The organism is Wenjunlia tyrosinilytica (genome assembly GCF_014646055.1).
Classification (GTDB): Bacteria; Actinomycetota; Actinomycetes; order Streptomycetales; family Streptomycetaceae; genus Wenjunlia; species Wenjunlia tyrosinilytica.
This window is the reverse complement of sequence record NZ_BMMS01000010.1, coordinates 124,738-150,243: the sequence shown is the minus strand read 5'-3', so window position 1 is coordinate 150,243 and position 25,506 is coordinate 124,738. Positions and strand designations below refer to the sequence as shown.

The window sequence follows — 25,506 nt, the reverse complement described above, 5'->3', positions numbered from 1 at the left end:
CGATCGTCGGCGAGGGCGCCGCACTCGTCGCAGACACGGCCGAGCCAGCACACGGCCTCACCGCCGCCCGGCTCGTCCTCCATCGGATCTTCGTTCGCCGCGCTCTCCCGGTCCTCGCTCACCTGTCCATGGTCCCCCCGGCGGCCCCCCCGGGCCACAGGGGGCACCCCCGCCCCTGCCTCACGGGACGCCGGAGTGGGAGAGTCGAGGGCATGGAGATCTGGATCAACCCCGCCTGTTCCAAGTGCCGCTCGGCGGTGTCCCTGCTCGACGCCGCCGGGGCCGACTACACCGTGCGCAAGTACCTGGAGGAGCCCCCGACCGAGCGGGAGCTCGAGGAGGTACTGGCCCGCCTCGGCCTCGAGCCGTGGGACATCGCCCGCACCGGTGAACCCGCCGCCGCCGAGCTCGGACTCGGGGACTGGCCGAGGGACGAGCCGGCCAGGAAGCGGTGGATCCAGGCCCTGGCCTCCCACCCGTCGCTGATCCAGCGCCCCATCATCACCGCCGACGACGGGACCGCGGTCGTGGGCCGTTCCGAGGACGCGGTCCGGTCGGTGCTGCGTCGCCCCTGAGAACCACTGGAAGGACCGGACAAACGGCTCTATGGCGTGTGCGACTCGCAGCCGTGGAGGCTAACTTGGGGCCCATGACGACTCGCACCTCTTCAGCTCAGTGGCAGGGCGGCCTCAAGGACGGCTCCGGCACGGTGAGCCTGGGCTCCGGCTCCTACGACGGCCCGTACTCGTTCAACTCCCGTTTCGAATCGGGTGACGGCACCAACCCCGAGGAGCTCATAGCGGCGGCCCACGCCGGGTGCTTCTCGATGGCCCTGTCCAACATGCTGGCGTCGGCGGGGCACCCGCCGACCTCGGTGAAGACGGACGCCGCCGTGCAGTTCGGCCCGGTCGAGGGCGGTTTCGCCATCACCCGCATCGACCTCACGACGGTGGGCGAGGTGCCCGGCATCGACGAGGCCGAGTTCCTCAAGCACGCCGAGAACGCCAAGGCCGGCTGCCCGGTGTCCAAGGCGCTCGCGGCCGTGGAGATCACCCTCTCCGCCAAGCTGGCCTGAGCCGGCCGGCAGGCGCACCGGGTGCCCGGCGGGTCACATCCTTCCCGCCACCGGCCTCCGCCCCGGCACCGCACTGCCGGGGCGGAGCCCTCCGGACCCGGTCCGGGGGCTCCCTTCGGCGCGGCGGACCGGACGCGAGTTCCAGGAATCCCTTCTCCGCCACCGGTGGTACACCGTCCCCGGGAGCGCTGCGGCGGCGTCCCGGGGACAGTGGTCTGCGCGGCTTCGTCTGCACGGCTTCGTCTGCACGGCTTCGTCTGCACGGCTTCGTCTGCACGGCTTCCTAGTGGTGGAAGCCGGGGTGGGCCGCTTCGGCGGGTACGCCCGAGGTGAGGTGGGAGACCGACGTGCGGATGTCGCGGGCGAGCAGCATGACCTTGTCGCGGCCGATGCCGTGCCGTACCAGGACTCTTTGGACCACCGTGTCCGCCCTTCCGCCCGGCAGCGGGTAGGCGGGCACCTGCCAGCCGTGCGTCCGCAGCCGGTCGGTGAGCTCGTAGAGGCTGAACGGAGCGCGGTCGGGCTCGGTGAGCGTCCAGGAGACGGCGGGCAGGGCCCCGTGCCCGTCGTAGAGGAGGGTGAACGGGCCCATCCCCGCGATCTCGCCCGCGAGGTACTGCGCTGTCGCGGCGCACGCCCCGTACACCTTCGCGTAGCCCGCCCGGCCCAGGCGCAGGAGCGAGTAGTACTGGGCGACGATCGCGCCGCCGGGGCGGGAGAAGTTGAGGGCGAACGTGGGCATGTCGCCGCCGAGGTAGTCGACGCGGAAGACCAGCTCCTCGGGTAGCCGGTCGGCGCTGCGCCACACCACCCACCCGACGCCCAGGGGCGCCATGCCGTACTTGTGCCCGGAGGCATTGATCGAGACGACACGGTCGACCTGGAAGTCCCAGACCAGGTCCGGCTGGAGGAACGGGGCGATGAAGCCTCCGCTGGCCGCGTCGATGTGGAGGGGGATGTCGAGCCCCGTGTCGGCCTCGATCGCGTCGAGTTCGGCGGCGAGTTCCACGACGGGCTCGTAGTCGCAGGTGAAGGTGACCCCGAGGATGCCGACGACACCGATGGTGTTCTCGTCGACGTGGTCGCGCAGCTGATGCGGCCTCAGTCCCGTGGCGTCGGCCTCCAGCGGCACCTGCCGCAGCTCGACGTCGAAGTAGCGGGCGAACTTCTCCCAGCACACCTGCACCGGCCCGCACACCAGGTTGGGGCGGTCGGCGGGCTTGCCCAGGGCCTGCCTGCGGGCTCGCCAGAGGCGTTTGAGGGCCAGGCCCGCGAGCATGGCGGCCTCGCTGGAGCCGGTGGTCGAGCACCCGGTGGCCTGGCCGCTCGGGCAGTGCCACAGGTCGGACAGGATGCGCACGCAGCGGGACTCGATCTCGGCGGTCTGCGGGTACTCGTCCTTGTCGACCATGTTCTTGTCGAGGCAGACGTCCATCAGCTTGTGCACCTCGGGCTCGGCCCAGGTGGTGCAGAAGGTCGCCAGGTTCTGCGAGGAGTTCCCGTCCAGGGCGAGTTCGTCCAGGATCAGCGCGCAGACCGCCCTCGGGTCGCTCGGGGTGTCCGGCATCCGGTGGCGGGGCAGCCCGCTCTCGCTCACATCCGTGCTGTAGACGTCCTCGAACGCGGGCGGGATGTCCTCGGTCACCTTGTGCAGCGCCACGGCGGATCCTCCTCCTCGGCTCCGGTCGGATCGACCGCTCCGGCTCCAGTAAGACAGCCGCCCCCGGCCACCGCGAGGGGCCGTGCGCCGTCCGGGTGACCGCGCGGACACGTGCGGCGAACATCCGTCGAGGGAGCGAGAAATTCGCTCACATGTGCGAAACTGACGCCATGATCGATCATCTCTCCCTTCAGGTGAAGGACGTCGCGGCCAGTGCCGCCTTCTACGACGCGGTCCTCGCCCCGCTCGGCGCGCACCGCATGATGGAGTTCGGAAACGTCATCGGATACGGCGTGTCCAAGCCCGACTTCTGGCTCGGCCCGGTGACCACCCCGGGCGAGCCGCGCGAGGTGCACATCGCCTTCAGCGCCCGGGACCGGGAGGCCGTCGCCGCCTTCCACGCGGCGGCGGTGGAGTCGGGGGCCGAGGTGCTCCACGAGCCCAAGGAGTGGCCGATGTACCACGATTCGTACTACGGCGCCTTCGTCCGGGACCTCGACGGCAACAACGTGGAGGCCGTCTGCCACGCGCCCGTCTGACGCCCGCGTCGACGCCCCGCTCCAGCCCCCTCGTCCGGCCGCCCGATCCGTCCTCGACCGGCCCTCGTGCGAGGGCGGTCGGCCACTAGGGTGGTACGACGATCGGGTTCCGGGGGAGGCACGATGACGGTGGAGTTGGTCGGCGGGGAAGGCACGGACGGCGTGCAGGACGGCGAGCTGGACGGCGCGGTGCGCGCAGATTCCGTGCTGGAGTCGGTCGTGGTGCACTCCTCCGGAGCGGTGTGCGCCCGCCGTGCGCGGGCCACCGTGCCCGGGCCAGGAGCCTTCCAGGTCCGGGTCGGCGGCCTCCCCCTCACCGTGTCCGAGCACTCCTTGCGCGGCCGGGTCCTGTCGGGCCCGCGGGGGCTGAGGGTGACCGGGGTCCGGCTGGAGGTCTCGGCGGCCCTGCGCCCGGCCGACCGGCTGCCCGCCCTCCAGCGGAAGTTGGAGGAGTCCCGGGCCACGAGGGACGCGCTGGAGGACCGGCGGCAGCGGCTGGTCGCGGACATCGAGCTGATGGCGGCGGTACGGGCCGTACCGCCGCGGCCACGCCGGGGTGACCCCCCGCGCCGGGCGCCCGTCGAGGCGATCCTCGCCCTCGCGGACTTCGTCGGCGACCGGCTGGACCTGCTCCACGAACGCCTGCGGACGCTGGAGGAGGAGTTGCGCCGGGCCGACCACGACGTCGACCTGTTCGCCCGGCGGCTCGACGACGCCTCCAGTGCTCAGCACTCGGCAAGGGCCTCCCAGGAGTGCGCGGCCGTGCTGGACTTCGACGGACCCGCGGGGGCCGGCGAGGCGCAGGAGGCACAGGAGCCCTCGGCCCGGGTGGAGTTCGAACTCGAGTACCAGGTACCCGGTGCGGCCTGGGTGCCCGTGTACCAGCTGCGGCTGGAGCGCGGGGCCACCGCGGACAGCTCCGGCGGCGCGCGTCCCGCGGGCGGGGTGCTCGTCCTGCGGGCGTGCGTGGCCCAGCGCACGGGTGAGGACTGGACCGGGGTGCGCCTGGGACTGTCCACCGCCGACCTGATGCGCCGCACGCGGACGCCGGAGCTTCGGTCGCTGCGGATAGGGCGGCGGCAGGAGGAGCCCGCCACCCCCGGCTGGCGTGAACCTCCCGCCGGGCTGGAGGAGTTGTTCTCCGGGTACGACGGCGCCGTGGCGCCGAGGACGGTTCCGGTGCGGCCCGCGGCCGCCGGGGCGATGCCTCCTCCCTCCGTCCCCGCGGCGCCCGCCGCCATGGCGCCCGCCGCGGCGGGCGCTCCCGACGGCGCAGGGGGCGCGGCGGACTGGATGGAATCGGAGTCGTCGCGCGGATACGGCGCGGCGCCGCCCCCGTCGTTCGCGGCGGTGGCCGCCGCTGCTCCCCCGCCCGCGCCGGGAGCCGCGCCACTGCCGCCCCAGGCGAGGTCACTCGGCCGCAGCGGCCTTCCCAGGACGCCGTCGGGTGCGCCCAACCGGCCCGGCGGCCCCGCGCCGCAGCCGGGCCCCGCGCCCGCGCAGCCCCTGACACCCGCCGACGAACTCCTCGACTACGCCGGGCTGGTCCTCGCCGGGCCGGACGAAGGCACCTCGCGCGGCAGGCTGCGGCCGCGCGGCACCGGAACCGATCCGGTCGTCCGCGAGTACCGCGGCCGGGCGCAATCGGTGTCCCGGCTCGCCAAGCCGGCCCACGCGGTGGAGGTGCGGCACTCCGCCGGGTCCTTCGACTACCGCTACGACACGGCGGCCCCGGTCGACGTGGAGGCGGACGGCGTCTGGCACACCGTCCCGGTCTGCGAGATACCCGTGGAGACGGCCTGGGAGTACGTGTGTGTGCCCTCGGTCGACCAGTCCGTCTACGGCACGGTGCTCCTGACCAATGCCTCCGGCCGCGCGCTGCTGGCGGGACCGGCCGACATCACCGTGGACGGGGACTTCGTGCTCACCGCGCCGCTGCCGACGCTGGCTCCGGGGCAGTGCCGGCGGGTCGGGGTCGGAGTCGTGGAGAGCGTGCAGGTGGTGCGCCGCACCCGGACGCACGAGTCCACCGCGGGGCTTCGGGGAGGCACGGTGGTGCTCGACCATGTGATCGAGGTGGAGGTCGCCAACCGGCTGCCGCACCCGGTGGTGGTCGAGGTCCGCGAGCGGGTGCCGGTCAGCGACGACAAGGACGTCCGGATCGAGGAGACCTCGGCGAATCCGCCGTGGTCTGATCCGCAGGAGCCGCACGACGACCGGTATGTGCGCGGCAGCCGTCTCTGGAGGGCCCAGTTGCCGCCGGGGCGCACGACGACACTGACGGGCGGGTACCGGATCCGTGTCCCCGCGGGGAAAGCCGTGGTCGGCGGGAACCGGAGGGGCTGAACGATGACGCACACGACACCCGCCGAGGCGGTCACCACCTCCTCGGCGAACGACGACCGGGGCAGCACGGCGGACGAGCCGGTCGAGCTGCCGATCACGGCGGTGACCTGCCTGGAGGACCGGGCCCAGGTCGAGCGTCGGGGCGAGGTCCAACTGGCCGCGGGCGTACAGCGGTTGCGCGTCGGGCCGGTGACCGCGCTGGCCGTGGACCGCTCCCTGCGCGTGGATGTCGCCGTCGACGGGGGCGCCACGGGCGGGAACGAGGACGCGGGCGGGACGGACGACGGGGACCGGGCGGGCGCCACGGGCGGCACGGGCGCGTTCGCCAAGGTGATCGACGCCCGGGTCGTGCGCTCGTACACACCCGCTCCCGCCGATGGGCCGGGGCCGGACGCCTCCGCCGTCCGGCGCGAGGTCCACGCCCTCGAAAGGGAGATCGCCGAGGTGTCCCGGCTGCGGGAGCGCCTGGAGAGCCGGCTGGGCCTGATCGAGCAGGCCGGGGCGGACCTGATCAGGGACATCTGCGAGGGCGCCGGCGCGGGCGAGGCCGACCCGGAGCGCTGGGGGGCCGGCCTCGACCGGATCGAGAGCCGCGCCGAGCCCTGCCGTGACGAGCTGCGTGAGGTCGACAGCCGCCTGTACGAGTCGCGGGAACGCCTGCGCGAGGCCCGGCAGGCGCTGGAGCGGACCGAGGGGGAGCCCGAGGAGCTCACCGCCGTCGTCGAGGTGGTCGTGGAGGCCGAGCGGGCCGGACGTGCCGTGCTGCGTGTGGTCCACCTGGTGCCGTGCGCCCTGTGGCGGCCCGCCTACCGGGCGACCCTGGCGCCGGACGGGCGGTCGGTGGGTGTGGAGACCGACGCCGTGGTCTGGCAGCGCACGGGTGAGGACTGGCCGCGGGTACGGCTGTCGCTGTCCACCGCCCGCCCCACACTCGCCGCGAGCCCTCCCCCGCTGGCCGAGGACGTGCTCGTGCTGCGCGACCGCTCGGCCGAGGAGCGGCGCACGGTCGAGGTGGATCTGCGCGAGGAGGAGATCCTGGCGCTCGCCGCGCAGTCCGCCGGGGCGGCGGACCGGCGCACGGAGCTGCCCGGCCTCGAGGACGGCGGCGAGGTGCGCGTCATGGCGGCTCCCGTCCCGGTGAGCGTGGCGAGCGACGGCAGGCCGCACCGGATCCATCTGTCCTCGTTCACCGCCGAGTGCCGGGCGGAGCGGACGAGTTCACCGGAGTTCTCACCGCTGGTGGCCCAGGAGGCGGTCGTCACCAATGAGTGCGGCCATGTCCTGCTGGCCGGGCCGGTGGACCTGGTGCGCGGCAGCGGCTTCGTGGGACGCGGGGAGCTTCGCTTCGCCGGTCCCGGCGAGGAGGTCAGGCTGGCCTTCGGCAGCGAGGACACCTACCGGGTGGTGCGCCATGTCGAGGAGCAGCGCGAGACCACGGGCATGGCGGGCATCAACAGCCGCACGGTGATCACCCGTACGGTACGGCTGTTCGTGTCCAGGCTCGACGTGCCCACCGAGGGCGGGACGACACCCGTCGTCGTGCGCGAGCGCATCCCGGTGTCCGAGGTCTCCGCGGTGGAGATCCGGCTCAAGAAGGACGCCTGCCGCCCCGAGCCGGACTCCGTCGACGCCGAGGGCATCGTGCGCTACGAGCTCCACCTGGCACCGGGTGAACGACGCGAGATCGCGCTGGTCCACGAGATCGTGGCGACGGCGGCGGTCACGGGGCTGTAGCCCCGCCCCGAACGGGCCGGGCCACCACGGGACGGGCCCGGCGCCGACACGCGCCGCGGCCCCGGGACGGGGCCCGCCCCGTGCGCACGCCGCCTCAGGCGCTGGTGGAGATGCCCTGCCAGCGCTCCTCGAAGTCGGGCTCGTCGCGCCAGATCGAGGCCACCGCCCGGTAGGTGGGGCAGCTGTCCGGAGCCTTCAGACAGGCCGAGCACGGGTCCTCGTCGTGCGCGCGTATCACCACGCGCAGCGCCTCGGCCTGGAGCAGGACGCGCCGCGGGCTCATGGGGTCCGGCACCACAAGGGTGTGCCCCGAGCTCTCGAACAGCCGGACCGCGCGCTCGTCTGCGTCGAGGCAGGTGTCGATGAACGTCCGGATGCTGCTCATGTCCTGTTCCCCTTGTCCCCTCACTCAGCCAGGCCGCTCGCCCCTGGCACTGCTGACAGTCTGCCAGCCCCGTATGACACCCCACCAGGAATCGGCCAATCGCGCGGCCGGTCCGCCGCCGAAGGCAACCTGCCATGGGTCTCACCAGTCTGAACAAGGACAGCAAAGCACCTGTAGGCGACAACTGGGGGGTAACCATGCGACGGTGGATCACCGTGCTCACCGCGTTCGCGCTGGCGGTACTGGGGCTGGCGGCTGGACCGGTCACCGCGGCCGGTGCGGCCACGGCGCCCTGCCCGACGGGGTGGGGAAGCCTGCCGAAGACCGGCGCGGGGTCGGGGTACAAACCGCTGGAGGACATCAGGACCGGCAGGCACGACTGCTACGACCGGATGGTGCTCGACGTCCGGGGCGCCACCTCCGCCGATGCGATCGGCTTCCGGGTGGGGTATGTGGACCGGCTGTACCAGGACGGTTCCGGCGACTACATCCCCGTGGGCGGCGGCGCCGTCATCGAGGTGCGGATCGCGGCGCCCAGCTACGATCCCGCGACCGGTGAGCCGACGTACGACGGGAAGGCCGGGCGTCACCTCCCGGGTGTCGACGTGAGCGGCTACCGCACCTTCCGGGACACGCGGTTCGCCTCCAGCTTCGAGGGCGACACGCAGGTCGGCCTCGGAGTCAGGGCCCGGCTGCCGTTCCGCGTGTTCCAGACGGGGGGTCACCTGGTGGTGGACGTCGCGCATTCCTGGTGACGTCCCCGCCCACGCGGGCCTCCCGGACCGGAGTCCGGCGCCGGACCGCCTCCCGCCGGGGCGCCGTGCGAGCCGGGGCCCATGGGCCCGGCCGGCCCCCTTGCCGGGGGCTCCTGCGTCACGGCGTCGGCACCGGCTGCGCGGGAGGCGGCCCGACATAGCGCGCCGACGGCCGGATGATCTTGCTGTCGGCGGCCTGTTCGAGGATGTTGGCGCTCCACCCGACGACGCGGGCGGCGGCGAACGTCGGGGTGAACATCTCGCGGGGCAGCCCGCACTGCTCCATCACCACACCGGCGTAGAACTCGACATTGGTGTGCAGTTCGCGGCCGGGCTTGAGCTCGGCGAGGATCTTCTCCACCCGCTCCTCCACCTGCGCCGCGAGGTCCACCAGCGGACCGCCGAAACCCCGGGCGATCTCACGCAGCATCCGTGAACGGGGGTCCTCGGTGCGGTAGACGGGATGCCCGAAGCCCATGATGCGCTCGCCCGCGAGCACCCGTTCCCGGATCCACGGGTCGATGCGCTCGGGGGTGCCGATGGCGTCGAGGGTGTCCAGGGCGCGACTGGGCGCTCCCCCGTGCAGGGGTCCCGACAGCGCACCGATCGCGCCGACCAGGCAGGCGGCGAGGTCCGCACCGGTCGAGGCGATCACCCGGGCGGTGAACGTTGACGCGTTGAAGCCGTGGTCAACGGTGGAGACCAAGTAGCGCTCGACCGCCCGCGCCCTGGCGGGGTCCGGCTCCTCGCCGGTCAGCATGTACAGGTAGTTGGCGGCGTGGGGCAGGTCGTCGCGCGGCGCGACCGGTTCGAGTCCGCGGCCCAGCCGGTGCAGGGCGCAGAGCAGGGTGGGCACCGCCGCGCAGGCGCTGAGGGCGTCGGTGCGCCGCTGCTCGGCGTCGAGGTCGTACAGCGGCCGGAATCCGGCTCGGGCGCCCAGGAGGGACAGCGCCGTGCGCAGGCCCTCGAGCGGACCGGACGCCCGGCCGGCCCGCGCGATGGCGGGCAGTGCCTCGGCGACGTCCGGCGGCAGACGGCGCAGGGCGGCGGTGCGCTCCGTGAACGCCGCCCTCCGCGCCGCGTCGGGCAGGACCCCGTCGAACATCAGGTGCCAGACATCCTCGAATGTGCGGCTGCTCGCCAGTTCGACCGCCGAGTACTGGCGGTAGTGGTAGAAGCCCTCTCGGCCGCGCACGTCCCCGAGCGAGGTCTCGGTGACGATGACGCCCTTGAGGCCGTGCGGTACGTCCACCGCGTCGTCCGGCTGGGTGATGGTGCTCGGCATGGTCTCCTCCTTGACGTTGATTCGAATCTCTATGGTTGACTGGACTCTTGTCAATATTGATTGAATCAATGTGAGCGGGCGGACGAGCACGCCGATGGGGTGAGATGGGCTCATGGCGGATCAGGGAGCGGGCGGGCGCCGGCTGACCACGCGCGAGGCGGCGGAACGGCTCGGGGTCAAACCGGAGACCGTGTACGCGTATGTCAGCCGCGGGATGCTCAACCGCGGCCGGACTCCCGGCGGGCGCGGCAGCACCTTCGACGAGGCGGAGGTCGACGCGCTGGTGCGGCGCTCCCGCCGGGGCAGGCCCGCGGACGGGGAAGGGGCCGGAGCGCCCGCGGTGGGAGCCGCCTCGGCGGTCCGCACCGGCATCACCCTCATCGAGGAGGACCGGTACTACTACCGGGGCGTGGACGCCTGCGCCCTGGCGGACAACCACGCCTACGAGGACGTGGCCGAGTGGCTGTGGACTGGGCGCATGCGGGCGGATGTGCGGTTCACCGCCCCCCGCGAGGCACTCGCCGCCGCCCGCGGGGCCGTCGATGCCCTCCCGGACTACAGCGGGCTCATCGACCGCCTGCGGGCGGCGGCCGTCGCCGCAGCGGCCACCGATCCGCTCCGCTTCGACCTGAGCCCGCGGACGGTCGTCGCCGGAGCGCGAGGGCTGATCGCCACGCTGGTGGAGGCACTCCCGGTCCTCGGCGCCGAGCCGGAAGCGGACGGCACCGCCCCCGCCGCGGTCGCCCGGCGGCTGTGGTCCCGGCTGACACCGCTGGCCGCGGGCGAGCAGTGGACCCGCTGCCTGGCGGCGGCCCTCGTCCTGCTGATCGACCACGACCTGGCGGCCTCGACGCTGGCCGTGCGGGTCGCGGCGTCGGCGCGGGCCAATCCCTACGCGGCGGTGTCCGCGGGGCTCGGCGCGTTCGACGGGCCCCTGCACGGCGGGGCGAGCGGGCTGGCGCACAGGATGCTGACGGAGGTTCTGGAGCGCGGCAGCGCGGTGGCGGTGGTCTCGGACCATCTGCGGACCGGGCGCCGGGTCCCGGGGCTCGGCCACCGGCTGTACCCGGGCGAGGATCCACGCGCTCGGACCCTGTTCGCCCTGCTGGAGCAGGTGCCCTCGGCGGCACCCGCGCTGGAGGCCGCCCGCTCGGTGGTGGAGACGACCGCCCGCCATGTACCGCTGCACGCCAATGCGGACCTGGCGCTCGCCGTGCTGTCGGTCTCGGCGGGCATGCCGGCCGAGGCGGGCGAGACCGTGTTCGCGGTGGCCAGGACCGCGGGCTGGATCGCGCACACACTGGAGGAGTACGGGGAGCGGCCTTTGAGGATGCGGCCGAGCGGCCTGTACGACGGGCCGCGCCCGCCTCAGCCGCTGCCCTCGCCCGTGCCCACGTAGGCGGTCAGCAGCAACGCGGCGTCGTCCGGCCGGTCGGTGGAGCGCCGGGCGGACTGGACCAGGCGTTCGGCCGTGGACTCCAGGTCCATCGCGGGCAGGTGCGCGAAGGAGGAGCGCAGCAGCTCGATCCCCTCCTCGATGTCCTGCCCCGCCTGCTCGACGAGGCCGTCGGTGTACATGGCCAGCACGGATCCGGCCGACAGGTCCAGCTTGGTCACGGGGAAGCTCGCCTGCCGGTCCACGCCGAGCAGGGTGCCACCGGCGATCTCGAGGACATCGGCCGGGCCGTGGGGGTGGCGCAGCAGCGGCGGCGGGTGGCCCGCCCGGACGATCTGCGCGCGCCCGGAGCCCGGGTCGAGCTCGACGTAGACGCAGCTGGCCATCAGCCCGGCGTCGAGGTCGACGAGGTGGTCATTGGTGCGGCGGACCACGTCCTCGGGGGCGGCGCCGCTGGCGGCGAAGGCGTGGGCGGCGCTGCGCAGCTGGCCCATGGTGGCGGCCGCCGCCACGTTGTGCCCTTCGACGTCGCCGACGACCACGGCCACCCCGCGGCTGGTCTGGATGACGTCGTACCAGTCGCCGCCGATCTCCATGCCCTGGGTGCCGGGCACGTAGCGGGCCGCTGTCTCCACTCCGGTGATGGTGGGCAGCCGGTGCGGCAGCAGGGCGTGCTGGAGGCCGCGGGCGAGGGTGAACTCGGCGTCGTAGAGGCGGGCGCGCTCCACGGCCTGAGCGACCAGGCCGCCGAGGGCGGTGAGCGCGGCGCGTTCGTCGGTGGTGAACGAGTGCGGGGTGTCGAAGCCGAGGATGCACGAGCCGACGGGGTGGCTGGAGGCGATCAGGGGGAGGAACGCCCAGGAGCGCATCCGGTCCAGCGGTATGCCGGGGTAGGCGGACAGCAGGTGCCGCTCGGACTCGAAGAAGATGGGCACTCCGGAGGTGAGGGCGTCCACTCCGGGCAGCCGCGCGTCCAGCGGCACCCCCTCGAACCGGTCGAGGAACCCCTCCGGGTAGCCGGACTGCCAGGCCAGGTGCATCCGCCGGTCGCTGATGAGGTACAGCGCCACCTCCTGGCCGCCGAAGGCGGGAAGGAGCTGGTCCGCCACGACCGCGCACACCTCGCGGACGGTGACGGCCTCGGTGAGCACACTCGCCATCTGCACGACGTGGTAGAGCGCTCCGGCCCGCGCCACCGTCACCGCGGGGGCGCCCGGGGCCTCGAACATCGACGGGTCGGCGGCGTGGGCCCGGGCCTCGTCCTTGGGCGGTCCGGTGGGCACGACCCTGCCGGTGAGGCCGTGCACGTCCGGGTAGAGGACGAAGGCGAGCCACTCCCCCCGCGGGTGGCAGACCATGAACGAGGTCGGTTCCTGTGACAGCATCGCGGCCCGGTAGCGGTCCTCGTAGGCGGGGTCGGACAGCCATGGCAGGACCTCCCACGGGTACCGCCCGAGCAGTTCCTCGCGGTCGACGCGCAACAGGACCTCCAGGCCGTGGTTGGCGTAGGTGAGCCTGCCGTCCCCGTCGAGGGAGAAGATCCCGTCCGGCAGCCGCTCGGCCGCCTCCGCGGCGAGGATCCCGGATCCGAGGTCGAGGACGGCGCCCACCAGGTGCCTCGGCTCGCCCTCGGCGCGGTCGGGGACCTGCCCCCACACCTCGACGGGCCTGACGGTGCCGTCGGGAGCGGCGAGCCGGAGTCTTCGGGCGAGCACCCGCCCCTGCTCGTGGGCCTCCCGCACCACGGCCCTGATCTCGTTGGCGTCGTCGGGGAGCACCCGGGAGGCCAGCTGCCGCAGCGATCCGGTGAAGGCCGAGGGGTCCACTCCGAAGATGGCGCACGCCTCGTCGTCGGCGCTGATCCCGCCGCCCGCCATGTCCCAGTCGAACATCCCCACCCGGACCTGGGCCGCGGCGCCGGCCGGCATGCGGATGGCCACCGGGTCCGCGTCGTAGTCGACCGCCCGGCCCTCGCGGGAGAGCGTGGTGAGGCCGTAGCCGACGCGATTGGCGGCGCCACGCAGGCGGCGGCGCTCGGCGGCGGTCAGGCCGGTCCAGTGGGACGCGGCCCTGAGCACGACGAGCACCCCCACGATCTCGCCCCCGTCCCGTACGGGGATGTAGAGGGAGGCGAACGGATAGGGCAGCCCCACGGACATCTGCGGGAACCGGCGCATGGTCTCCCCCGCGTCGGCGAGGTAGATGCTGCGCCCCGTGCGGTAGGCCTCGGCCGCGGGCACGGCGCCCGAGACGGGGATGCGCCACCAGGCCCGCAGCAGGGAGCGCGGCACCCCCGCGACCAGGGCCAGCACCAGCGAACGGCGATTGCCCGAGCGCAGGTAGACGCCTCCGCCGTAGCCCTCGACCGCCCGCACGGCCCTCAGGAGGCCTTCGGCGAGCACCCGGTCGAACTCCGTGGCGGTGCCGGTCCCGGACGTCGTTGGCCCTCGGCTTCCGCGCGCCATACCGACAGCATGCTCCACCCGGCCCCGATCGGCGCGCCGGATTTCCCCTTCCGTTCCCCTTCCGCGCTCCACCGGTACTCAACGCGTCGGATGGTTCGCGCTGTGTCGGAGGGGAACGTGTGATCATGTGTGCTGGAGCGAGACGGCCGATCTTGCGGCGGGCGGGGCCGTATCGGCGATCGGTGTGGCCTGCCTGGCCGGCGTCCGCCGGGCGCGGGACCTGCCGATGGCGAGCCTGCCCCTGCTGCTCGGCGCCCATCAGCTGATCGAATCCGTGGTGTGGCGCGGCGAGGAGGGCGAAGTCGCGGCCGGGACGGCTCAGGTGGCCAGGACGGCCTGGGCGGTCATAGCCCTGCCCCTCCTTCCCGCGCTGGTGCCGCTCGCCGTCCTTCTCGCCGCCTCCGCCGCGGCGCGGCGGCGCCTGGTCCCGCTGGTGGTGACCGGGCTGGCCACCGCCGGGGTCCTGACGTACTACGTGGCGACCAGGCCCGTCACGGCCCATGTCCGCGGCCACACCCTCGGCTACGGGATCGGCCTGCCCCACGTCTGCCCGCTGATGGCCGGATACCTCGTCGCCACGGTGGGGGCGCTGCTGCTCAGCGGTGACCGGGTGCTCCGGCTGCTGGGGGTGCTGACGGCCGCCGGGGCCGCCGGCTGCGCGGCGCTGTGGCGGCTCGAGTTCATCTCCACGTGGTGCGCCTTCGCCGCCGTGGTCAGCGTGGTCCTGCTCCGGTGGGTGCGCACCGGCGCACCCGCCGGGCCGGACGAGCCGGCGCGGCCCCCGGGCCTGCGCCGCCGCGCCCTGACGCCCGGGGCGGCCGGGAAGAAGCGGCCGGGAAGGGGTGAGGGGAGCCGCGCCGGGAAACGTCCGGGACCGCCTACGGCTGGGAGGGCTTGCCCTTGGTGCCGATCCAGGTGTGGAACAGCTTGTCGAGGTCCTTGCCGGAGCGCCGCTCGGAGAGGCGGATGAACTGCGCGGTGGTGCCGTGCCCGTCGCGGTGGTCGCCCGCCCAGGTGCGCAGGATCCTGAAGAACGTCCTGTCCCCGACCGCCTTGCGCAGCTTGTGCAGGGCCATGGCGCCGCGGGCGTACACGGGCGTGTCGAAGATGCGCGCTCCACTGCCGGGGTTGGCGGGCGGGAACGCCCACAGGTCGCTGTCGGCTGCGCTGGCGTACAGGGCGTCGAACGCCTTCTGCGCGCTCCGGCCGCCGTGCTGCTCGTCGTAGAGCCACTCGGCGTAGGTGGCGAAGCCCTCGTTGAGCCAGATGTCCTTCCAGGTGGTCAGCGAGACGGAGTCCCCGAACCACTGGTGCGCGCTCTCGTGGACCAGGGTGCTCAGGTCGGGCGCCCGGTCGTACAGCGGGCGGGCCTGGGTCTCCAGCGCGTACCCGGCCTGCGGGGCGCGGTCCACGACGGCTCCGGCGCCGTGGAAGGGGTAGGGCCCGAAGACCTTGCTCTCCCAGGCGAGGACCGACGGCAGCTTCTTCAGCACGGGAGCCGAGGCCGACGCCTCGCGCGGGTCGACGGCGTTGTAGACCTTCAGGCCGCCCGGGGCGGTGTACTGCTCGACCTTGAACCTGCCCACGGTGGCGGTGGCGAGGTACGCGGCCATCGGCTCGGACTGCCGCCAGCGGAAGGTGGTGCGGCCGTGGGAGGTCTTCTTCCCGCGCAGGACTCCGTTGGCGACGGCGGTGGTGCCGTCCGGAACGGTGACGGCGAAGTCGTACGACGCCTTGTCCTTGGGGTGGTTGTTGGCGGGGAACCACGTCATGGCGCCCTGCGGCTCCCCCGCGACGAACGCGCCGTCGTCGGTCGGGATCCAGCCGTCCAGGGAGCCGTCCGGGTCGGTTACCGGCTTGGGAGTGCCCGCGTAGGTGACGGTGGTGCGGAATTCCTTGTCCTTGCGCACGGCGGTCCTCGGGGTGATCACGAGTTCCTGGCCGTCGCGCCGGAAGGCGGCCTTGACGCCGTCGACGGTGACGCGCGCGACCTTCAGGCCCTTGAGGTCGAGGTCGAAACGGGTCAGCCGCTGGGTGGCCCGGGCGGTGACGACGGCCCGTCCATCGAGGTGGCGGCTCTTCGGGTCGTATCCGAGCGTCAGATCGTAGTGGTGGACGTTGTATCCGCCGTTGCCAGCCAGGACGAAGTACGGGTCCCCGGCACCCGAGGAGCCGACCGTGCCGGCCGTCGCCGGGCCGGCGGCGGCGGCGAGAAGCGCCACGACCGCGATGGGAAGGCCTGCCGCTACGAGCCCGCCTCGCCGGTCGGGGGCGGGGCGTCCGGTGGGCTGCTGGTGGGGTGGGGTCACGAGGACTCCTCTGAGCTCGGTGGTGATCATTCGGGCCCCAGCGTATGGGTCACCCCGGCCCAGAACTCCCTTGAACGGGTCAAGTCACACCGAGTCTCCACCCACGTGCGCCCTCTGTGCCCTGGGGAGCACTCGACGTGCCGCACCCCAGCCGTGTCACACCAGCGTGTTGTCCACGTAGCACCAGCGCCAGTCCTCGTCCGGCTCGAACGACCGCACGATCGGGTGCTCCTCGTACGAAGCGTGTGCCCTGGCGTGCTTGTTGGGCGAGGAGTCGCAGCAGCCCACATGGCCGCAGGTCAGGCACAGACGCAGATGCACCCATGGGGAGCCCATGAGCAGGCACTCCTCGCAGCCCTGCGGAGTGCGCGGCACAACGGGCTTGACCATGGCCAGATGCGGGTCCCTCCACGTGTTCATGAGGACGACCTCCTACAGGCCTGCGCCGCCCCGTCGATCACCAGCGACAGGCCGATTCCGAACATCCAGACGTCCTTGGCGAGCACGATCCCCGGCTCGGTGGGGCGCAGGCTTCCCTCCTGGCGCATGCCCGGAGTCCGCAGGTAGAGGCCCACCAGGCCGGCGGAGAACCCGGTGAGCGCCGCACCCGCCACCGCGGCCGGGACGAAGGGCACCAGCAGGAGGGTGCCGACGGCGATCTCGCCCGCCGAGAGCAGCCGGACGAACCGGCTCGGCTCCAGCTTGCCAAGGAAGGGATAGGTGGTGGTGGCGAACCGATGGAGCTGCTGAGCGGTCTCCTCGTCCGCGTCCCGTTTCGTCAGGCCGGAGTTGAGGATGAAACCGCCCGTCGCGAGTCTCATCGGCAGCTGCCTTGCCAGGGATCGCCGTCCCATGTCGAGCCTCCCTCGTCCTCCCCGTCTCTTCCCCGTCGACGGGTGCCGCCGCGCCGGCGGTCCCGGACGTTCCAGGCACGTCCGCAGCCTCGCCCCGCCCTGTCATTCCACCCTCCCACGGGGTGGGCGTTCATGCGCGCGGTGCGAGCCCGGGGTCTAGGGTGAGGAGAGCAATCCGGTGATCGACGGCCAAGCCCGAGACCGCGGATCGCCGGCCGTTCGCCGCCACCGGGAGGAAGCATGGCGGACAACGACATCATCGGCCGCATCGACGAACTGGTCGCGGAGGAGCACGAACTGCGCTCCCGCGCCCCCGGCAAGGGCCTCGGCGACGCCGGGCGCCTGCGGCTGCGGGAGATCGAGGGACAGCTGGACCAGTGCTGGGACCTGCTGCGCCGCCGTCGGGCCAGCGCCGAGTTCGGGGAGGCCGCCCGGCCCGAGCGGCCCCGCCCCGTCGACGAGGTGGAGTCCTACCTCCAGTAGCGCGGCAGGCCGCGCGGGGCGAACAACGGCGGGCGAACGAGGAGGAGTTGTCGGACGCCTCCGGGAGCCCACGACGCCGTTGCCTCGCGTGAGGTCGGCCGCGGCGATCTCCTGGGGCCGGTGGTCCTGGCCCCGGTCGGGGTGCGGCGTCCTGCTGAACGGGACGGTGGCCGCTGCTGAACGGGACGGTGGCCGGGCGACACCGGACGTGCCGGGACCGTCGGGGGCCGGACGGGCCGAGACGGCCGGGGTCAGTCCGCCGGCCAGAAGGTCCTCGGGAGGGGGCCTAAGGCAAGGGTGGGCACATGGGCCCAGACCAGGACGCCGGACGGGTGACGGAAGGCGTTCCAGCCGTTGGACTCGCTCTCCAGCCCGTCCAGGGCGTCGGCCGAGAGCATCGAGGCGGTGTTGCCGTCCGTCGCGTATATCTCCAGACGGACGACCTCGCTGCCGTCGGAGAGGACCGCCAGATCGAGGCTGAGCCGGCACCACCCTCCGCCCGCCACCGCCGCGGCCACACCCTCGGCCACCCGGCCCACTCGGGGCGCCGCCGAGGCCAGGCCCCAGACATCGAGCTGGTCGCGGACGCAGCGCACGGCCCTGGGCCCCGCCGCGTCACCGGGCGGCAGGTCCCACACCGGAGGGTCGGCCACCAGGAGCCGTGCGACCTGGCCTGGCGGAACCTCCTGCGGACACCGTGGTCGCGGTGCGTTCACCGCCGGTGCGGTCCCGTCCGCGACGCCGCCCCTGACGCGGGACCGACGGGTATGAACGTCGGCGCCATCGAGTCCCTCCTCGAGGAGAGTTGCCTGCCCCGGCCGCCTGCTCCGGGCGTCTCGTCCTCCTCCACTGTGTGCCCGGGAGCGCGAGGCCGCCACCGGGCGCGATCCACCCCGCGACGCGCCCCTCGATCCGCCTCGGAGTCCGCCCCCGGACGGCTCCCGCGGGCCCGCGCAGCCCGTCCCCCGAACGGCGCTACTGCGAGGAGGCGAGGGAGAACAGGCCGCCCTCGGGGTCGCGCACGGTGGCCACGCGGCCGAACGGGGAGTCGTTCGGCTCGGAGACGACCGTCCCGCCCAGCTCCGCGGCCAGGCGGGTGGCGGCGTCGACGTCTCCGACGCAGAAGTAGACCTGCCAGCGCGGACGGATCCTCGGATCGGGCGCGTCCTCGACCGCCCCGCCGAACAGGCCGGCGACGGTGCGGCCCTCGATGCGCAGGATCACGCGGTCGTGCTCGTACCGGATCTCGTAGCGCGGGTCCCCGGTGTCCCAGCCGAAGGCGTCCCCGTAGAAGATGGCGGCGGCGAACGCGTCTCCGGTCCGCAGTTCCAGCCATGCCGGTGCTCCGGCACGGCGCTCGATCCGCCAGACGGGGTCGATCTCGCCCTCCCAGACGCCGAACACGGCACCCGCCGGGTCCGCCGCCCAGGCCACTCGGCCATTGCCGAACTCGACCGGGCCGACGGCCACGGTGCCGCCGCGCTCACGGATTCTCTGCGCGATCTCATTGGCGTCGTCGGCGGCGAAGTAGGAGGTCCAGGAGACAGGGAAGCCCATCTGGTGGGCAGTGGCCGCCAGGCCCGCCACGGGCACTCCGTCCGATATCGCCAGGACATAGGGGCCCGGCTGCTGGGAGGCGAGCCGGTACCGCCAGCCCAGCAGCCCACCGTAGAACTTCTTGGCGGCCTCCAGATCCCCGGTGAGAAGGCTGACCCAGCACGGAGTGCCCTGGGCGGCCCGGATTCTCTTCCTCAACGATGATCACCCGACTCCGTATCCGTCCGAGGTGCGCGTGGCTCCGCGCACCGCCGGGGGACGATGCACAGGACCACTGTGTGCCGGAAGCCCGGCGCACACCACTCGGGACGTGCGGCCGCGCACACGGCGACGGCCCCGCGGATGGTGTCCGCGGGGCCGATCGGTCGCCCGGTGCGCCGGGTCGTGGGGACGCCGCCGCGTCCGTGGTGGCGTCGGTCAGATCTTGACGCCGTGCGCGCGCAGGTAGGCGAGCGGGTCGATGTCCGAGCCGTAGCCCGGGCCGGTGCGCACCTCGAAGTGCAGGTGCGGGCCCGTCACATTGCCGGTCGCCCCGGACAGGCCGATCTGCTGGCCGCCGGAGACGGTCTGGCCGGCGCTGACGCCGAGGGAGGACAGGTGCGCGTACTGGGAGTACTTGCCGTCCGCGTGGCGGATGACGACCTGGTTGCCGTAGGCGCCGCCCCAGCCGGCGGAGACGACCGTGCCCGAGCCGATGGCCTTGACCGAGGTGCCGGTCGGGGCGATGAAGTCCACACCGGTGTGGTGGCCGCTGGACCACATGGAGCCGGCGACGCCGTAGGCCGTCCCGACGGTGCCATTGATGGGCAGCGTGAAGCCGGAGACCGTGCGGGTGGAGGAGGTCTGCTTGACCGGGGCCTTCTTGGGGGCCGCGGCCGGGGCCTGCTGCTTGGCCTCGGGCTTGGCCGCCGGGGCGGCCTTGTGCTCACCCTCGGCGAGGGAGAGCTTCTGACCCGGGAAGATCAGGTTCGGGTTGGAGCCGACGACCTGACGGTTGGTGTGGTACAGCGCCTGCCAGCCACCGTCGACGTGGTGCGTGTCGGCGATGCTGGACAGGCTGTCGCCACTGGCCACCTCGTAGGAGCGGCTGACGGCGGGGCGGGCGTCGGAACGGCTCGCCCTCTCCTCGGCCTTGGGCTTGGCGGGCGCCGGGGCGGCGGGCTTGGCGGCCGGCTGCGGGGCGGCCGGCTTGCTCGCGGTGTTGATGGCGGGCGTTCCGCTGTTACGGGTCAGACCGGCCTTGACGGAGCACACGGGCCAGGCACCGGGGCCCTGCACCGCGAGCACCTTCTCGGCGATCTCGATCTGCTGGTCCTTGGTCGCGAGGTCGGCGCGCGGCGCGTACTTGGTGCCGCCGAACCCGCTCCACGTGCTCTGGGTGAACTGCAGACCGCCGTAGAAGCCGTTGCCGGTGTTGATGTGCCAGTTGCCGGTGCTCTCGCACTGGGCGACCTTGTCCCAGGTCTCCACCGAGGCGGCGCTCGCCGAGGTGGCGCCGACGATCGGCAGGGCCATCCCGACGCCGCCGGCGGTCACGGCGAGGGTGACCCTGGCGGAACGCAGGGGGTTGTTGCGCGGGCGACGATGACGTCCACGTGCAGACATAGGTGTTGTTCCTCTCCTACGCCTGCGAGGTGAGCTGTCGGGTTCGGGCTGGAGTTGCCCGGCCGCTGACGCGGCTTCACCCCAAGCCGTCCCGATGCGTGCGGCACCGGGGACGGCACTTACCTGTGGGTCCCCCACTCCTGCCCGTGACGGTCGTCGTTTCCCGCGCGGCCGGGGACAGGATTCGGCGTGCCGACAGGCGGGGTCCCACCGGGTTGGGTCGGCGGGACGGGCATAAAGAAAGCACACGAGTTTCCCGGCCACAAGCAATGCGGAATTTGATAGATCGATCCCCCCGTACCGTCCGTAAAAGCCCGCCACTCTGCGTACCAGAAGTCAGGTTTCGGCCCGGAAAATGAGAGGAAGGACACCTTCCGGTGGGCACCGATTGTCCGAATAGAAGCAGTTCTGCGCCTTATATCTCGTGAGCTTGGTCACGGTGGCGTTCGGACCATGGGGTGAAGAGTCCTGATTTGTACGCATGTTGGGAAGCGGACCTACTCGCGGTAGGTGGGCCGAAAGCCCGGTGACTAAAGGGGTTCCCGGAATTCCGGGGCGCCCGGCGAGCTCAACGCCGCGAACTCATGGGGATCGTGGGCGCAGAAGAGGGTGACCTGGTCGGAACGGGTTCTGCGCAGTTCCCTCAGGCGGGCCCGGCCGGCCACCCTGGCCCGGTTGTCCACGGCGAGCAGGCGGTCGGCGAGGGCGAGCGGCTTCGGGCAGTGCGGCCGTTCGGGATCGGTCTGCCCGTGGAAGAAGTAGGAGTCGCCGCAGTGGAGCAGCCAGCCGCCGTCCTCGCGCCGCACGGCCACCCCGCTGTGGCCGCGGGTGTGCCCGGCCAGGGGCACGAGCAGGACCTCCGGGTCGTCGAGCACGGGCGCCGCGGGCGCCCCCATCCACTGGCCCGTGGGCTCGTGGAGTTCCCAGCGCGGGCCGTGCGCCCACTGCGCCGGCAGGTACCGCTTGCGTTCCAGGACGGTGGCGCGCCGATGGGCGGCGCGGTGCTCCGCGGCGAGGAGGTGCACCCGCGCGCCGGGGAAGTCGGCGAGCCCTCCGGCGTGGTCGAGGTCGAGGTGGGTGACGACGATGTCGCGCACGTCCGCCGGATCGCGGCCGAGCGCGCGCACCTGGCTGAGCGCCGTCTGCCGAGGGTCGAGCAGGGGCCTGGTCGTGACGTGGAAGAGCCTGCCCAGCCGGCTCGGGTCGGCGATGTCGGCCGTGCCGAATCCGGTGTCCACGAGGACGAGGCCGCGAGCGCCCTCGACGAGGAGGCAGTGGGCGACCATGCGGCTGCCGCCGAGCGGGCACATGGTGGCGCAGTCGAGGTGGTGAACGGTCATCGGGCGCCCACCTCCGGTGCCACGAGGCCGAGTCGGCCGGAGCGGCGGAGGTCGCCGGAGCGGCGGAGGTGGCCCGGGCGGCACAGAAGCGTGGCCGGATTCGGGCGGCCCGGGCGGTCGCACCGCGGGACCTCCACGGCGGGCACGGCGGGCACGGCGGTCGGCACGGCGGTCTCCTCGGCGACGTGGGCGGCGGTCGGGCTACGGCTTGCGGCCGACTCCCGCGTACATCCACCGGGTGGCATGGTCGGTGGGGCCCTCGGGGCGCCACATGGGCACATGGACGACACCGGGGTCGAGCAGGTCGAGCCCCTCGAAGAACGCCTCGACATCGGCGTGGCCGCGCAGCCTTATCCCGGAGTTGGTGTCCTTCCAGGTCTTGGCGACTTCGGCGGCCTTCTCCGGATAGCCCTCGTGCGTGCTGTGGGAGAGCACCACATAGCTGCCCGGCGCGATGCGTTCACGGACGGCCTCGACGGCGGCCGCCGCCTGGAAGTCGTCCACGAAGTGCAGGACGGCCACGAGCAGGACCGCCACCGGCTCGGTGTAGTCGATGAGTTGGAGCAGGGTCGGCTCGTCGAGCAGGCGCTTGGGATCGCGTATGTCCGCGGTGATGACCGTGGTGGAGCGGTTGTCCGCGAGGAGTGCGCGGCCGTGGGCGAGCACGATGGGGTCGTTGTCCACATAGACGACCCGTGATTCCGGGGCGACTCCCTGCGCGATCTCATGGACATTGCCCTGGGTGGGCAGCCCGGCACCGACATCGATGAACTGCCGGATTCCCGCGCCCGCGCACATGCGCACCGCGCGCTGCAGAAAGCCCCGGTTCTCGCGGGCGGCGGTCGGAATGTCGGGAGAAGTCTTGATCGCGTGCTCGGCGGCCGCGCGATCCGGGGCGTAGTTGTCCTTGCCGCCGAGCCAGTAGTCGTAAATTCTCGCCGGGTGGGGCTTTTCGACCTGAAGGTCTGTCCCCATGAATGCCTCGTCCACTGCCATCGCGCCGTCCTCCCCCGTTGGCTGCGCCGCCGCAGCGGCCTGCTACCGATGTGCAGCATAACCCCGCAATTCACAGGTGAGTTGGACCGTCCCGGGCACGGTCGCTCACGCCGTCCGCCTCGACGCAAAGGCCTCAACGGCGATTTCCAGCCATCGGGGCCGTGTTTCACCCGTGTCACACGGCGCTACGGACGACGGGGGCGAACCATCCCAACTCCTCGTGTCATGACCGCTTCAGATGGCAGTGGTGTTACCGCGAAAGGTTTCAGCCAGTGACGAACACTGCCAACTTTCCCGGATCAGTCCGATTTGCTCCCAGGATCTATAGGACTTGATCCCATCTGATCAAAAACAGTCATAGGCGCATAGCTTCTGGGCGGCGGTGAGGAGCGGCCTCCCGCCACCTTCCTCACAAGGAGAGCTGATGCCACGCTCCCCCGCACCGACCCCGCGTTCGCGCAACCGTTTCCTCTCGGTGGCCTTCCTGGCCGGAACCCTCGCCCTGGTCCCGCTGTCCGGAACGCCGGTGAGCGCCGCCCACACCGCGAAGGTGAAGGCGTCCGGCTCCAAGCTGTGCGCCGAGGACCGCGCTCAGGACGCGGCAGCCCGCAGACGTGCGGGAGCGAACTCCCGCACGCACGAGGCCGACGAGCTCACCGCGTCCCAGGCCGCGACGATGAACGCGCGCCTCGAGGCACGGCTCGCGAAGCGCCAGGGCTCGAAGCGGACGGCCCTGGCCGCCACCACCGTCCCCGTCTACTTCCACGTCATCCACAGCGGCAGCGCCGGCAAGCTGACCGCGTCCCAGATCAACAGGCAGATCTCGGTGCTCAACGCCGCGTTCGGCGGGCAGGGCAGCGGCAACACGGCCACACCGTTCAAGTTCTCGCTCGTCGGCACCGACTACACGGACAAATCCTCCTGGTACAACGGCCTCACCGACGGCACCAGCGAGGAAGCGGCGATGAAGAACGCGCTGCGCAAGGGCGGCGCCAACGCGCTCAACCTCTACTCCGCCAAGCTCGGCGGCGGACTGCTCGGCTGGGCCACGTTCCCGGACTGGTACGCGGACGACCCGAAGATGGACGGCGTCGTCATCCTCGACTCCTCCCTGCCCGGCGGCTCGGCCACCAACTACAACGAGGGCGACACCGCCACCCACGAGGTCGGCCACTGGATGGGGCTGTACCACACCTTCCAGGGCGGGTGCTCGTCGACGAACGACTACGTCTCCGACACCCCGGCCGAGAAGAGCCCCGCGTCCGGCTGCCCGACCGGCCGCAACACCTGCCCGGCCGCCGGCCTGGACCCGATCAAGAACTTCATGGACTACTCGTACGACTCGTGCATGACCCAGTTCACCCCGGGCCAGGTCACGCGCATGAGCAACTCCTGGAGCGCGTACCGCGGCTGATGCCGCGATGAGCCGAGGCGGCGCCCGACCCCCGTCCGGCGCCGCTTCGGCGGTGTCCTGAAATCACCGTGCCCGTACGGCTCCCCGCAGTGCGGCGCGCGTCGTCGCGCGTCACCGGCTTCCCCCCGGTCCCTTCGAGGGGTGGACGAGGATCTCGGAGAGGTCGTAGTTCACCGGCTCCTCCAGCTGGGCGTAGGTGCAGCTTCGCGGATCCCGGTCCGGGCGCCAGCGCCGGAACTGCGCGGTGTGCCGGAACCGGTCCCCCTGCATATGGTCGTAGGCCACCTCGACCACCCGCTCGGGGCGCAGGGGCACCCATGACAGGTCCTTCTTGCCCGACCACCGGCTCGGCGCCCCGGGCATCCGGCTCGACACATGCGCCTCCTCGTCGGCCCACGCGGCCCAGGGATGGCCGTCGACCGACGCCATGGTCAGCGGCTCCAGTTCCTCCATGAGCTCGGCCCGCCGCCGCATGGGGAACGAGGCGCAGACCCCGACGTGCTGCAAGGTGCCGCTGTCGTCGTACAGGCCGAGCAGCAGGGAGCCGACGACCGGCCCGCTCTTGTGGTGGCGCAGCCCGGCCACCACGCAGTCGGCCGTGCGCTCGTGCTTGACCTTGACCATGACCCGCTCGCCCGGCCGGTAGGGCAGGTCGAGCGGCTTGGCGACAACCCCGTCGAGACCGGCGCCCTCGTAGCGCCGGAACCACTCCTGGGCGAGCCCGGTGTCCTCGGTGGCCGGGGCCACGAAGACCGGGTCGGCGGCGTCGGCGAGGGCGTCGGCCAGGGCGCTTCGGCGCTCACGCAGGGGGGCGTCCAGCAGCGGGGCGTCACCGAGCGCCAGCAGGTCGAACGCCACGAAGCCGGCCGGGGTGGTCCCGGCGAGCATCCGCACCCGTGAGTCCGCGGGGTGGATGCGCTCCAGCAGGGCGTCGAAGTCCAGGCGTCCACCGCGGGCGATCACGATCTCGCCGTCGAGCACGCACCGCTCGGGCAGGTTCTCCAGCAGGGCCTCGACGACCTCGGGGAAGTAGCGGGTCAGGGGCTTCTCGGAGCGGCTGCCGATCTCGATCTCGTCGCCGTCGCGGAAGACGATGGCCCGGAAGCCGTCCCATTTGGCCTCGTAGCTCATGCCGGGCGGGATGCGCGCGGCGGACTTGGCGAGCATCGGCTTCACGGGCGGCATGACCGGAAGGTCCACAGCCTCGATTGTGCGTCCGGGGCGTCCCGCGCGCTCGTCGGGGCGGCATCCCCCGGCGAGCCACGGCGGGGGATGCCGGGGGATGCCCCGGCGGGTCCCGCCGACGGG

23 protein-coding genes and 1 riboswitch are annotated in these 25,506 nt (G+C 72.7%); of the genes, 10 read left to right on the top strand and 13 right to left on the bottom strand.

Features of this window, described 5'->3' with window-relative positions; translation table 11 throughout:
* Window positions 1–212 precede the first annotated feature (212 nt).
* Entirely contained in the window at window positions 213–575 is a 363-nt protein-coding gene (locus IEY86_RS13500; RefSeq protein WP_189131873.1) for an arsenate reductase family protein, read from the top strand.
* A gap of 74 nt (window positions 576–649) precedes the next feature.
* A complete protein-coding gene (locus IEY86_RS13495) occupies window positions 650–1,075 on the top strand; it encodes an OsmC family protein (RefSeq protein WP_189131872.1) in 426 nt (141 codons plus the stop codon).
* A 283-nt stretch (window positions 1,076–1,358) separates the two neighbouring features.
* On the opposite strand, the gene gad is transcribed toward IEY86_RS13495, so the two are convergent.
* Window positions 1,359–2,735, bottom strand: coding sequence for a glutamate decarboxylase (gene gad, locus IEY86_RS13490; RefSeq protein ID WP_189131871.1), 1,377 nt, complete (start codon window positions 2,733–2,735; stop codon window positions 1,359–1,361).
* A gap of 170 nt (window positions 2,736–2,905) precedes the next feature.
* On the opposite strand from gad, the gene IEY86_RS13485 reads away from it, so the two are divergent.
* The 3 genes from IEY86_RS13485 (at window position 2,906) to IEY86_RS13475 (ending at window position 7,354) form a co-directional block, all read left to right on the top strand.
* A complete protein-coding gene (locus IEY86_RS13485; protein WP_189131870.1) occupies window positions 2,906–3,274 on the top strand; it encodes a VOC family protein in 369 nt (122 codons plus the stop codon).
* A gap of 123 nt (window positions 3,275–3,397) precedes the next feature.
* A complete protein-coding gene (locus IEY86_RS13480; protein ID WP_189131869.1) occupies window positions 3,398–5,620 on the top strand; it encodes a DUF4139 domain-containing protein in 2,223 nt (740 codons plus the stop codon).
* Window positions 5,621–5,623: 3 nt separating this feature from the next.
* Window positions 5,624–7,354 carry a mucoidy inhibitor MuiA family protein gene (locus IEY86_RS13475; RefSeq protein ID WP_189131868.1) on the top strand — a complete coding sequence of 577 codons (1,731 nt, stop codon included), beginning with the start codon at window positions 5,624–5,626 and terminating at the stop codon, window positions 7,352–7,354.
* A gap of 94 nt (window positions 7,355–7,448) precedes the next feature.
* Here the strand turns inward: IEY86_RS13475 and IEY86_RS13470 are convergent, their stop codons facing one another.
* On the bottom strand, window positions 7,449–7,739 hold the full coding sequence (locus tag IEY86_RS13470) for a hypothetical protein (RefSeq protein WP_189131867.1): 291 nt from the start codon (window positions 7,737–7,739) through the stop codon (window positions 7,449–7,451).
* 197 nt (window positions 7,740–7,936) lie between these two features.
* On the opposite strand from IEY86_RS13470, the gene IEY86_RS13465 reads away from it, so the two are divergent.
* Entirely contained in the window at window positions 7,937–8,494 is a 558-nt protein-coding gene (locus tag IEY86_RS13465) for an AMIN-like domain-containing (lipo)protein (RefSeq protein WP_189131866.1), read from the top strand.
* 118 nt (window positions 8,495–8,612) lie between these two features.
* Here IEY86_RS13465 and IEY86_RS13460 read toward each other — a convergent pair whose 3' ends face one another.
* Window positions 8,613–9,779: a citrate synthase/methylcitrate synthase gene (locus tag IEY86_RS13460; protein ID WP_189131865.1), complete on the bottom strand. Its 1,167-nt coding sequence runs from the start codon at window positions 9,777–9,779 to the stop codon at window positions 8,613–8,615.
* A gap of 112 nt (window positions 9,780–9,891) precedes the next feature.
* Between IEY86_RS13460 and IEY86_RS13455 the strand changes: the two genes are divergently transcribed.
* Window positions 9,892–11,178 carry a citrate/2-methylcitrate synthase gene (locus IEY86_RS13455; RefSeq protein WP_189131864.1) on the top strand — a complete coding sequence of 429 codons (1,287 nt, stop codon included), beginning with the start codon at window positions 9,892–9,894 and terminating at the stop codon, window positions 11,176–11,178.
* On the opposite strand, the gene IEY86_RS13450 is transcribed toward IEY86_RS13455, so the two are convergent.
* Entirely contained in the window at window positions 11,148–13,640 is a 2,493-nt protein-coding gene (locus IEY86_RS13450; protein WP_189131863.1) for a SpoIIE family protein phosphatase, read from the bottom strand. The genes IEY86_RS13455 and IEY86_RS13450 overlap by 31 nt on opposite strands.
* Window positions 13,641–13,767: 127 nt before the next feature.
* On the opposite strand from IEY86_RS13450, the gene IEY86_RS13445 reads away from it, so the two are divergent.
* Complete coding sequence (locus IEY86_RS13445) at window positions 13,768–14,610, top strand: DUF6629 family protein (RefSeq protein ID WP_308425138.1); 843 nt, start codon at window positions 13,768–13,770, stop codon at window positions 14,608–14,610.
* On the opposite strand, the gene IEY86_RS13440 is transcribed toward IEY86_RS13445, so the two are convergent.
* The 3 genes from IEY86_RS13440 to IEY86_RS13430 form a co-directional block, all read right to left on the bottom strand.
* On the bottom strand, window positions 14,519–15,949 hold the full coding sequence (locus IEY86_RS13440) for a M1 family metallopeptidase (RefSeq protein WP_373287013.1): 1,431 nt from the start codon (window positions 15,947–15,949) through the stop codon (window positions 14,519–14,521). The genes IEY86_RS13445 and IEY86_RS13440 overlap by 92 nt on opposite strands.
* A gap of 156 nt (window positions 15,950–16,105) precedes the next feature.
* Window positions 16,106–16,369, bottom strand: a complete 264-nt coding sequence (locus IEY86_RS13435; protein WP_189131861.1) for a UBP-type zinc finger domain-containing protein — start codon at window positions 16,367–16,369, stop codon at window positions 16,106–16,108.
* Window positions 16,366–16,770 carry a hypothetical protein gene (locus tag IEY86_RS13430; RefSeq protein WP_308425137.1) on the bottom strand — a complete coding sequence of 135 codons (405 nt, stop codon included), beginning with the start codon at window positions 16,768–16,770 and terminating at the stop codon, window positions 16,366–16,368. Before IEY86_RS13430 ends, IEY86_RS13435 begins: the two co-directional genes overlap by 4 nt.
* Window positions 16,771–17,043: 273 nt before the next feature.
* On the opposite strand from IEY86_RS13430, the gene IEY86_RS13425 reads away from it, so the two are divergent.
* On the top strand, window positions 17,044–17,286 hold the full coding sequence (locus tag IEY86_RS13425) for a DUF2630 family protein (RefSeq protein WP_189131859.1): 243 nt from the start codon (window positions 17,044–17,046) through the stop codon (window positions 17,284–17,286).
* Window positions 17,287–17,537: 251 nt separating this feature from the next.
* On the opposite strand, the gene IEY86_RS13420 is transcribed toward IEY86_RS13425, so the two are convergent.
* From IEY86_RS13420 to IEY86_RS13400, 5 genes are all read right to left on the bottom strand, one after another.
* The gene (locus IEY86_RS13420) at window positions 17,538–17,939 is read right to left on the bottom strand and encodes a hypothetical protein (RefSeq protein ID WP_189131858.1); all 402 of its coding nucleotides are present in this window, start codon (window positions 17,937–17,939) and stop codon (window positions 17,538–17,540) included.
* Window positions 17,940–18,261: 322 nt separating this feature from the next.
* Window positions 18,262–19,041, bottom strand: coding sequence for a VOC family protein (locus tag IEY86_RS13415; RefSeq protein WP_229698397.1), 780 nt, complete (start codon window positions 19,039–19,041; stop codon window positions 18,262–18,264).
* 219 nt (window positions 19,042–19,260) lie between these two features.
* Window positions 19,261–20,448 (bottom strand): transglycosylase family protein, encoded by a 1,188-nt coding sequence (locus tag IEY86_RS13410; RefSeq protein ID WP_189131857.1) that lies wholly within the window; start codon window positions 20,446–20,448, stop codon window positions 19,261–19,263.
* A gap of 4 nt (window positions 20,449–20,452) precedes the next feature.
* Window positions 20,453–20,648, bottom strand: a riboswitch (cyclic di-AMP (ydaO/yuaA leader).
* A gap of 330 nt (window positions 20,649–20,978) precedes the next feature.
* Entirely contained in the window at window positions 20,979–21,788 is an 810-nt protein-coding gene (locus IEY86_RS13405; protein WP_189131856.1) for an MBL fold metallo-hydrolase, read from the bottom strand.
* A gap of 201 nt (window positions 21,789–21,989) precedes the next feature.
* Window positions 21,990–22,784 carry an SAM-dependent methyltransferase gene (locus tag IEY86_RS13400; protein WP_229698396.1) on the bottom strand — a complete coding sequence of 265 codons (795 nt, stop codon included), beginning with the start codon at window positions 22,782–22,784 and terminating at the stop codon, window positions 21,990–21,992.
* 424 nt (window positions 22,785–23,208) lie between these two features.
* Between IEY86_RS13400 and IEY86_RS13395 the strand changes: the two genes are divergently transcribed.
* The gene (locus IEY86_RS13395; RefSeq protein ID WP_189131855.1) at window positions 23,209–24,198 is read left to right on the top strand and encodes a zinc metalloprotease; all 990 of its coding nucleotides are present in this window, start codon (window positions 23,209–23,211) and stop codon (window positions 24,196–24,198) included.
* A 111-nt stretch (window positions 24,199–24,309) separates the two neighbouring features.
* Here IEY86_RS13395 and IEY86_RS13390 read toward each other — a convergent pair whose 3' ends face one another.
* Complete coding sequence (locus IEY86_RS13390; protein ID WP_189131854.1) at window positions 24,310–25,398, bottom strand: ATP-dependent DNA ligase; 1,089 nt, start codon at window positions 25,396–25,398, stop codon at window positions 24,310–24,312.
* Window positions 25,399–25,506: the final 108 nt, after the last annotated feature.

What these genes read in the sequence shown, in the direction of transcription:
- IEY86_RS13500 (WP_189131873.1), top strand. Translation starts at nt 213, where the DNA reads ATGGAGATCTGGATCAACCCCGCCTGTTCCAAGTGCCGCTCGGCGGTG.
- IEY86_RS13495 (WP_189131872.1), top strand. Translation starts at nt 650, where the DNA reads ATGACGACTCGCACCTCTTCAGCTCAGTGGCAGGGCGGCCTCAAGGAC.
- IEY86_RS13485 (WP_189131870.1), top strand. Translation starts at nt 2,906, where the DNA reads ATGATCGATCATCTCTCCCTTCAGGTGAAGGACGTCGCGGCCAGTGCC.
- IEY86_RS13480 (WP_189131869.1), top strand. Translation starts at nt 3,398, where the DNA reads ATGACGGTGGAGTTGGTCGGCGGGGAAGGCACGGACGGCGTGCAGGAC.
- IEY86_RS13475 (WP_189131868.1), top strand. Translation starts at nt 5,624, where the DNA reads ATGACGCACACGACACCCGCCGAGGCGGTCACCACCTCCTCGGCGAAC.
- IEY86_RS13470 (WP_189131867.1), bottom strand. Translation starts at nt 7,739, where the DNA reads ATGAGCAGCATCCGGACGTTCATCGACACCTGCCTCGACGCAGACGAG.
- IEY86_RS13465 (WP_189131866.1), top strand. Translation starts at nt 7,937, where the DNA reads ATGCGACGGTGGATCACCGTGCTCACCGCGTTCGCGCTGGCGGTACTG.
- IEY86_RS13460 (WP_189131865.1), bottom strand. Translation starts at nt 9,779, where the DNA reads ATGCCGAGCACCATCACCCAGCCGGACGACGCGGTGGACGTACCGCAC.
- IEY86_RS13455 (WP_189131864.1), top strand. Translation starts at nt 9,892, where the DNA reads ATGGCGGATCAGGGAGCGGGCGGGCGCCGGCTGACCACGCGCGAGGCG.
- IEY86_RS13450 (WP_189131863.1), bottom strand. Translation starts at nt 13,640, where the DNA reads ATGGCGCGCGGAAGCCGAGGGCCAACGACGTCCGGGACCGGCACCGCC.
- IEY86_RS13435 (WP_189131861.1), bottom strand. Translation starts at nt 16,369, where the DNA reads ATGAACACGTGGAGGGACCCGCATCTGGCCATGGTCAAGCCCGTTGTG.
- IEY86_RS13430 (WP_308425137.1), bottom strand. Translation starts at nt 16,770, where the DNA reads ATGAGACTCGCGACGGGCGGTTTCATCCTCAACTCCGGCCTGACGAAA.
- IEY86_RS13425 (WP_189131859.1), top strand. Translation starts at nt 17,044, where the DNA reads ATGGCGGACAACGACATCATCGGCCGCATCGACGAACTGGTCGCGGAG.
- IEY86_RS13410 (WP_189131857.1), bottom strand. Translation starts at nt 20,448, where the DNA reads ATGTCTGCACGTGGACGTCATCGTCGCCCGCGCAACAACCCCCTGCGT.
- IEY86_RS13405 (WP_189131856.1), bottom strand. Translation starts at nt 21,788, where the DNA reads ATGACCGTTCACCACCTCGACTGCGCCACCATGTGCCCGCTCGGCGGC.
- IEY86_RS13400 (WP_229698396.1), bottom strand. Translation starts at nt 22,784, where the DNA reads ATGGCAGTGGACGAGGCATTCATGGGGACAGACCTTCAGGTCGAAAAG.
- IEY86_RS13395 (WP_189131855.1), top strand. Translation starts at nt 23,209, where the DNA reads ATGCCACGCTCCCCCGCACCGACCCCGCGTTCGCGCAACCGTTTCCTC.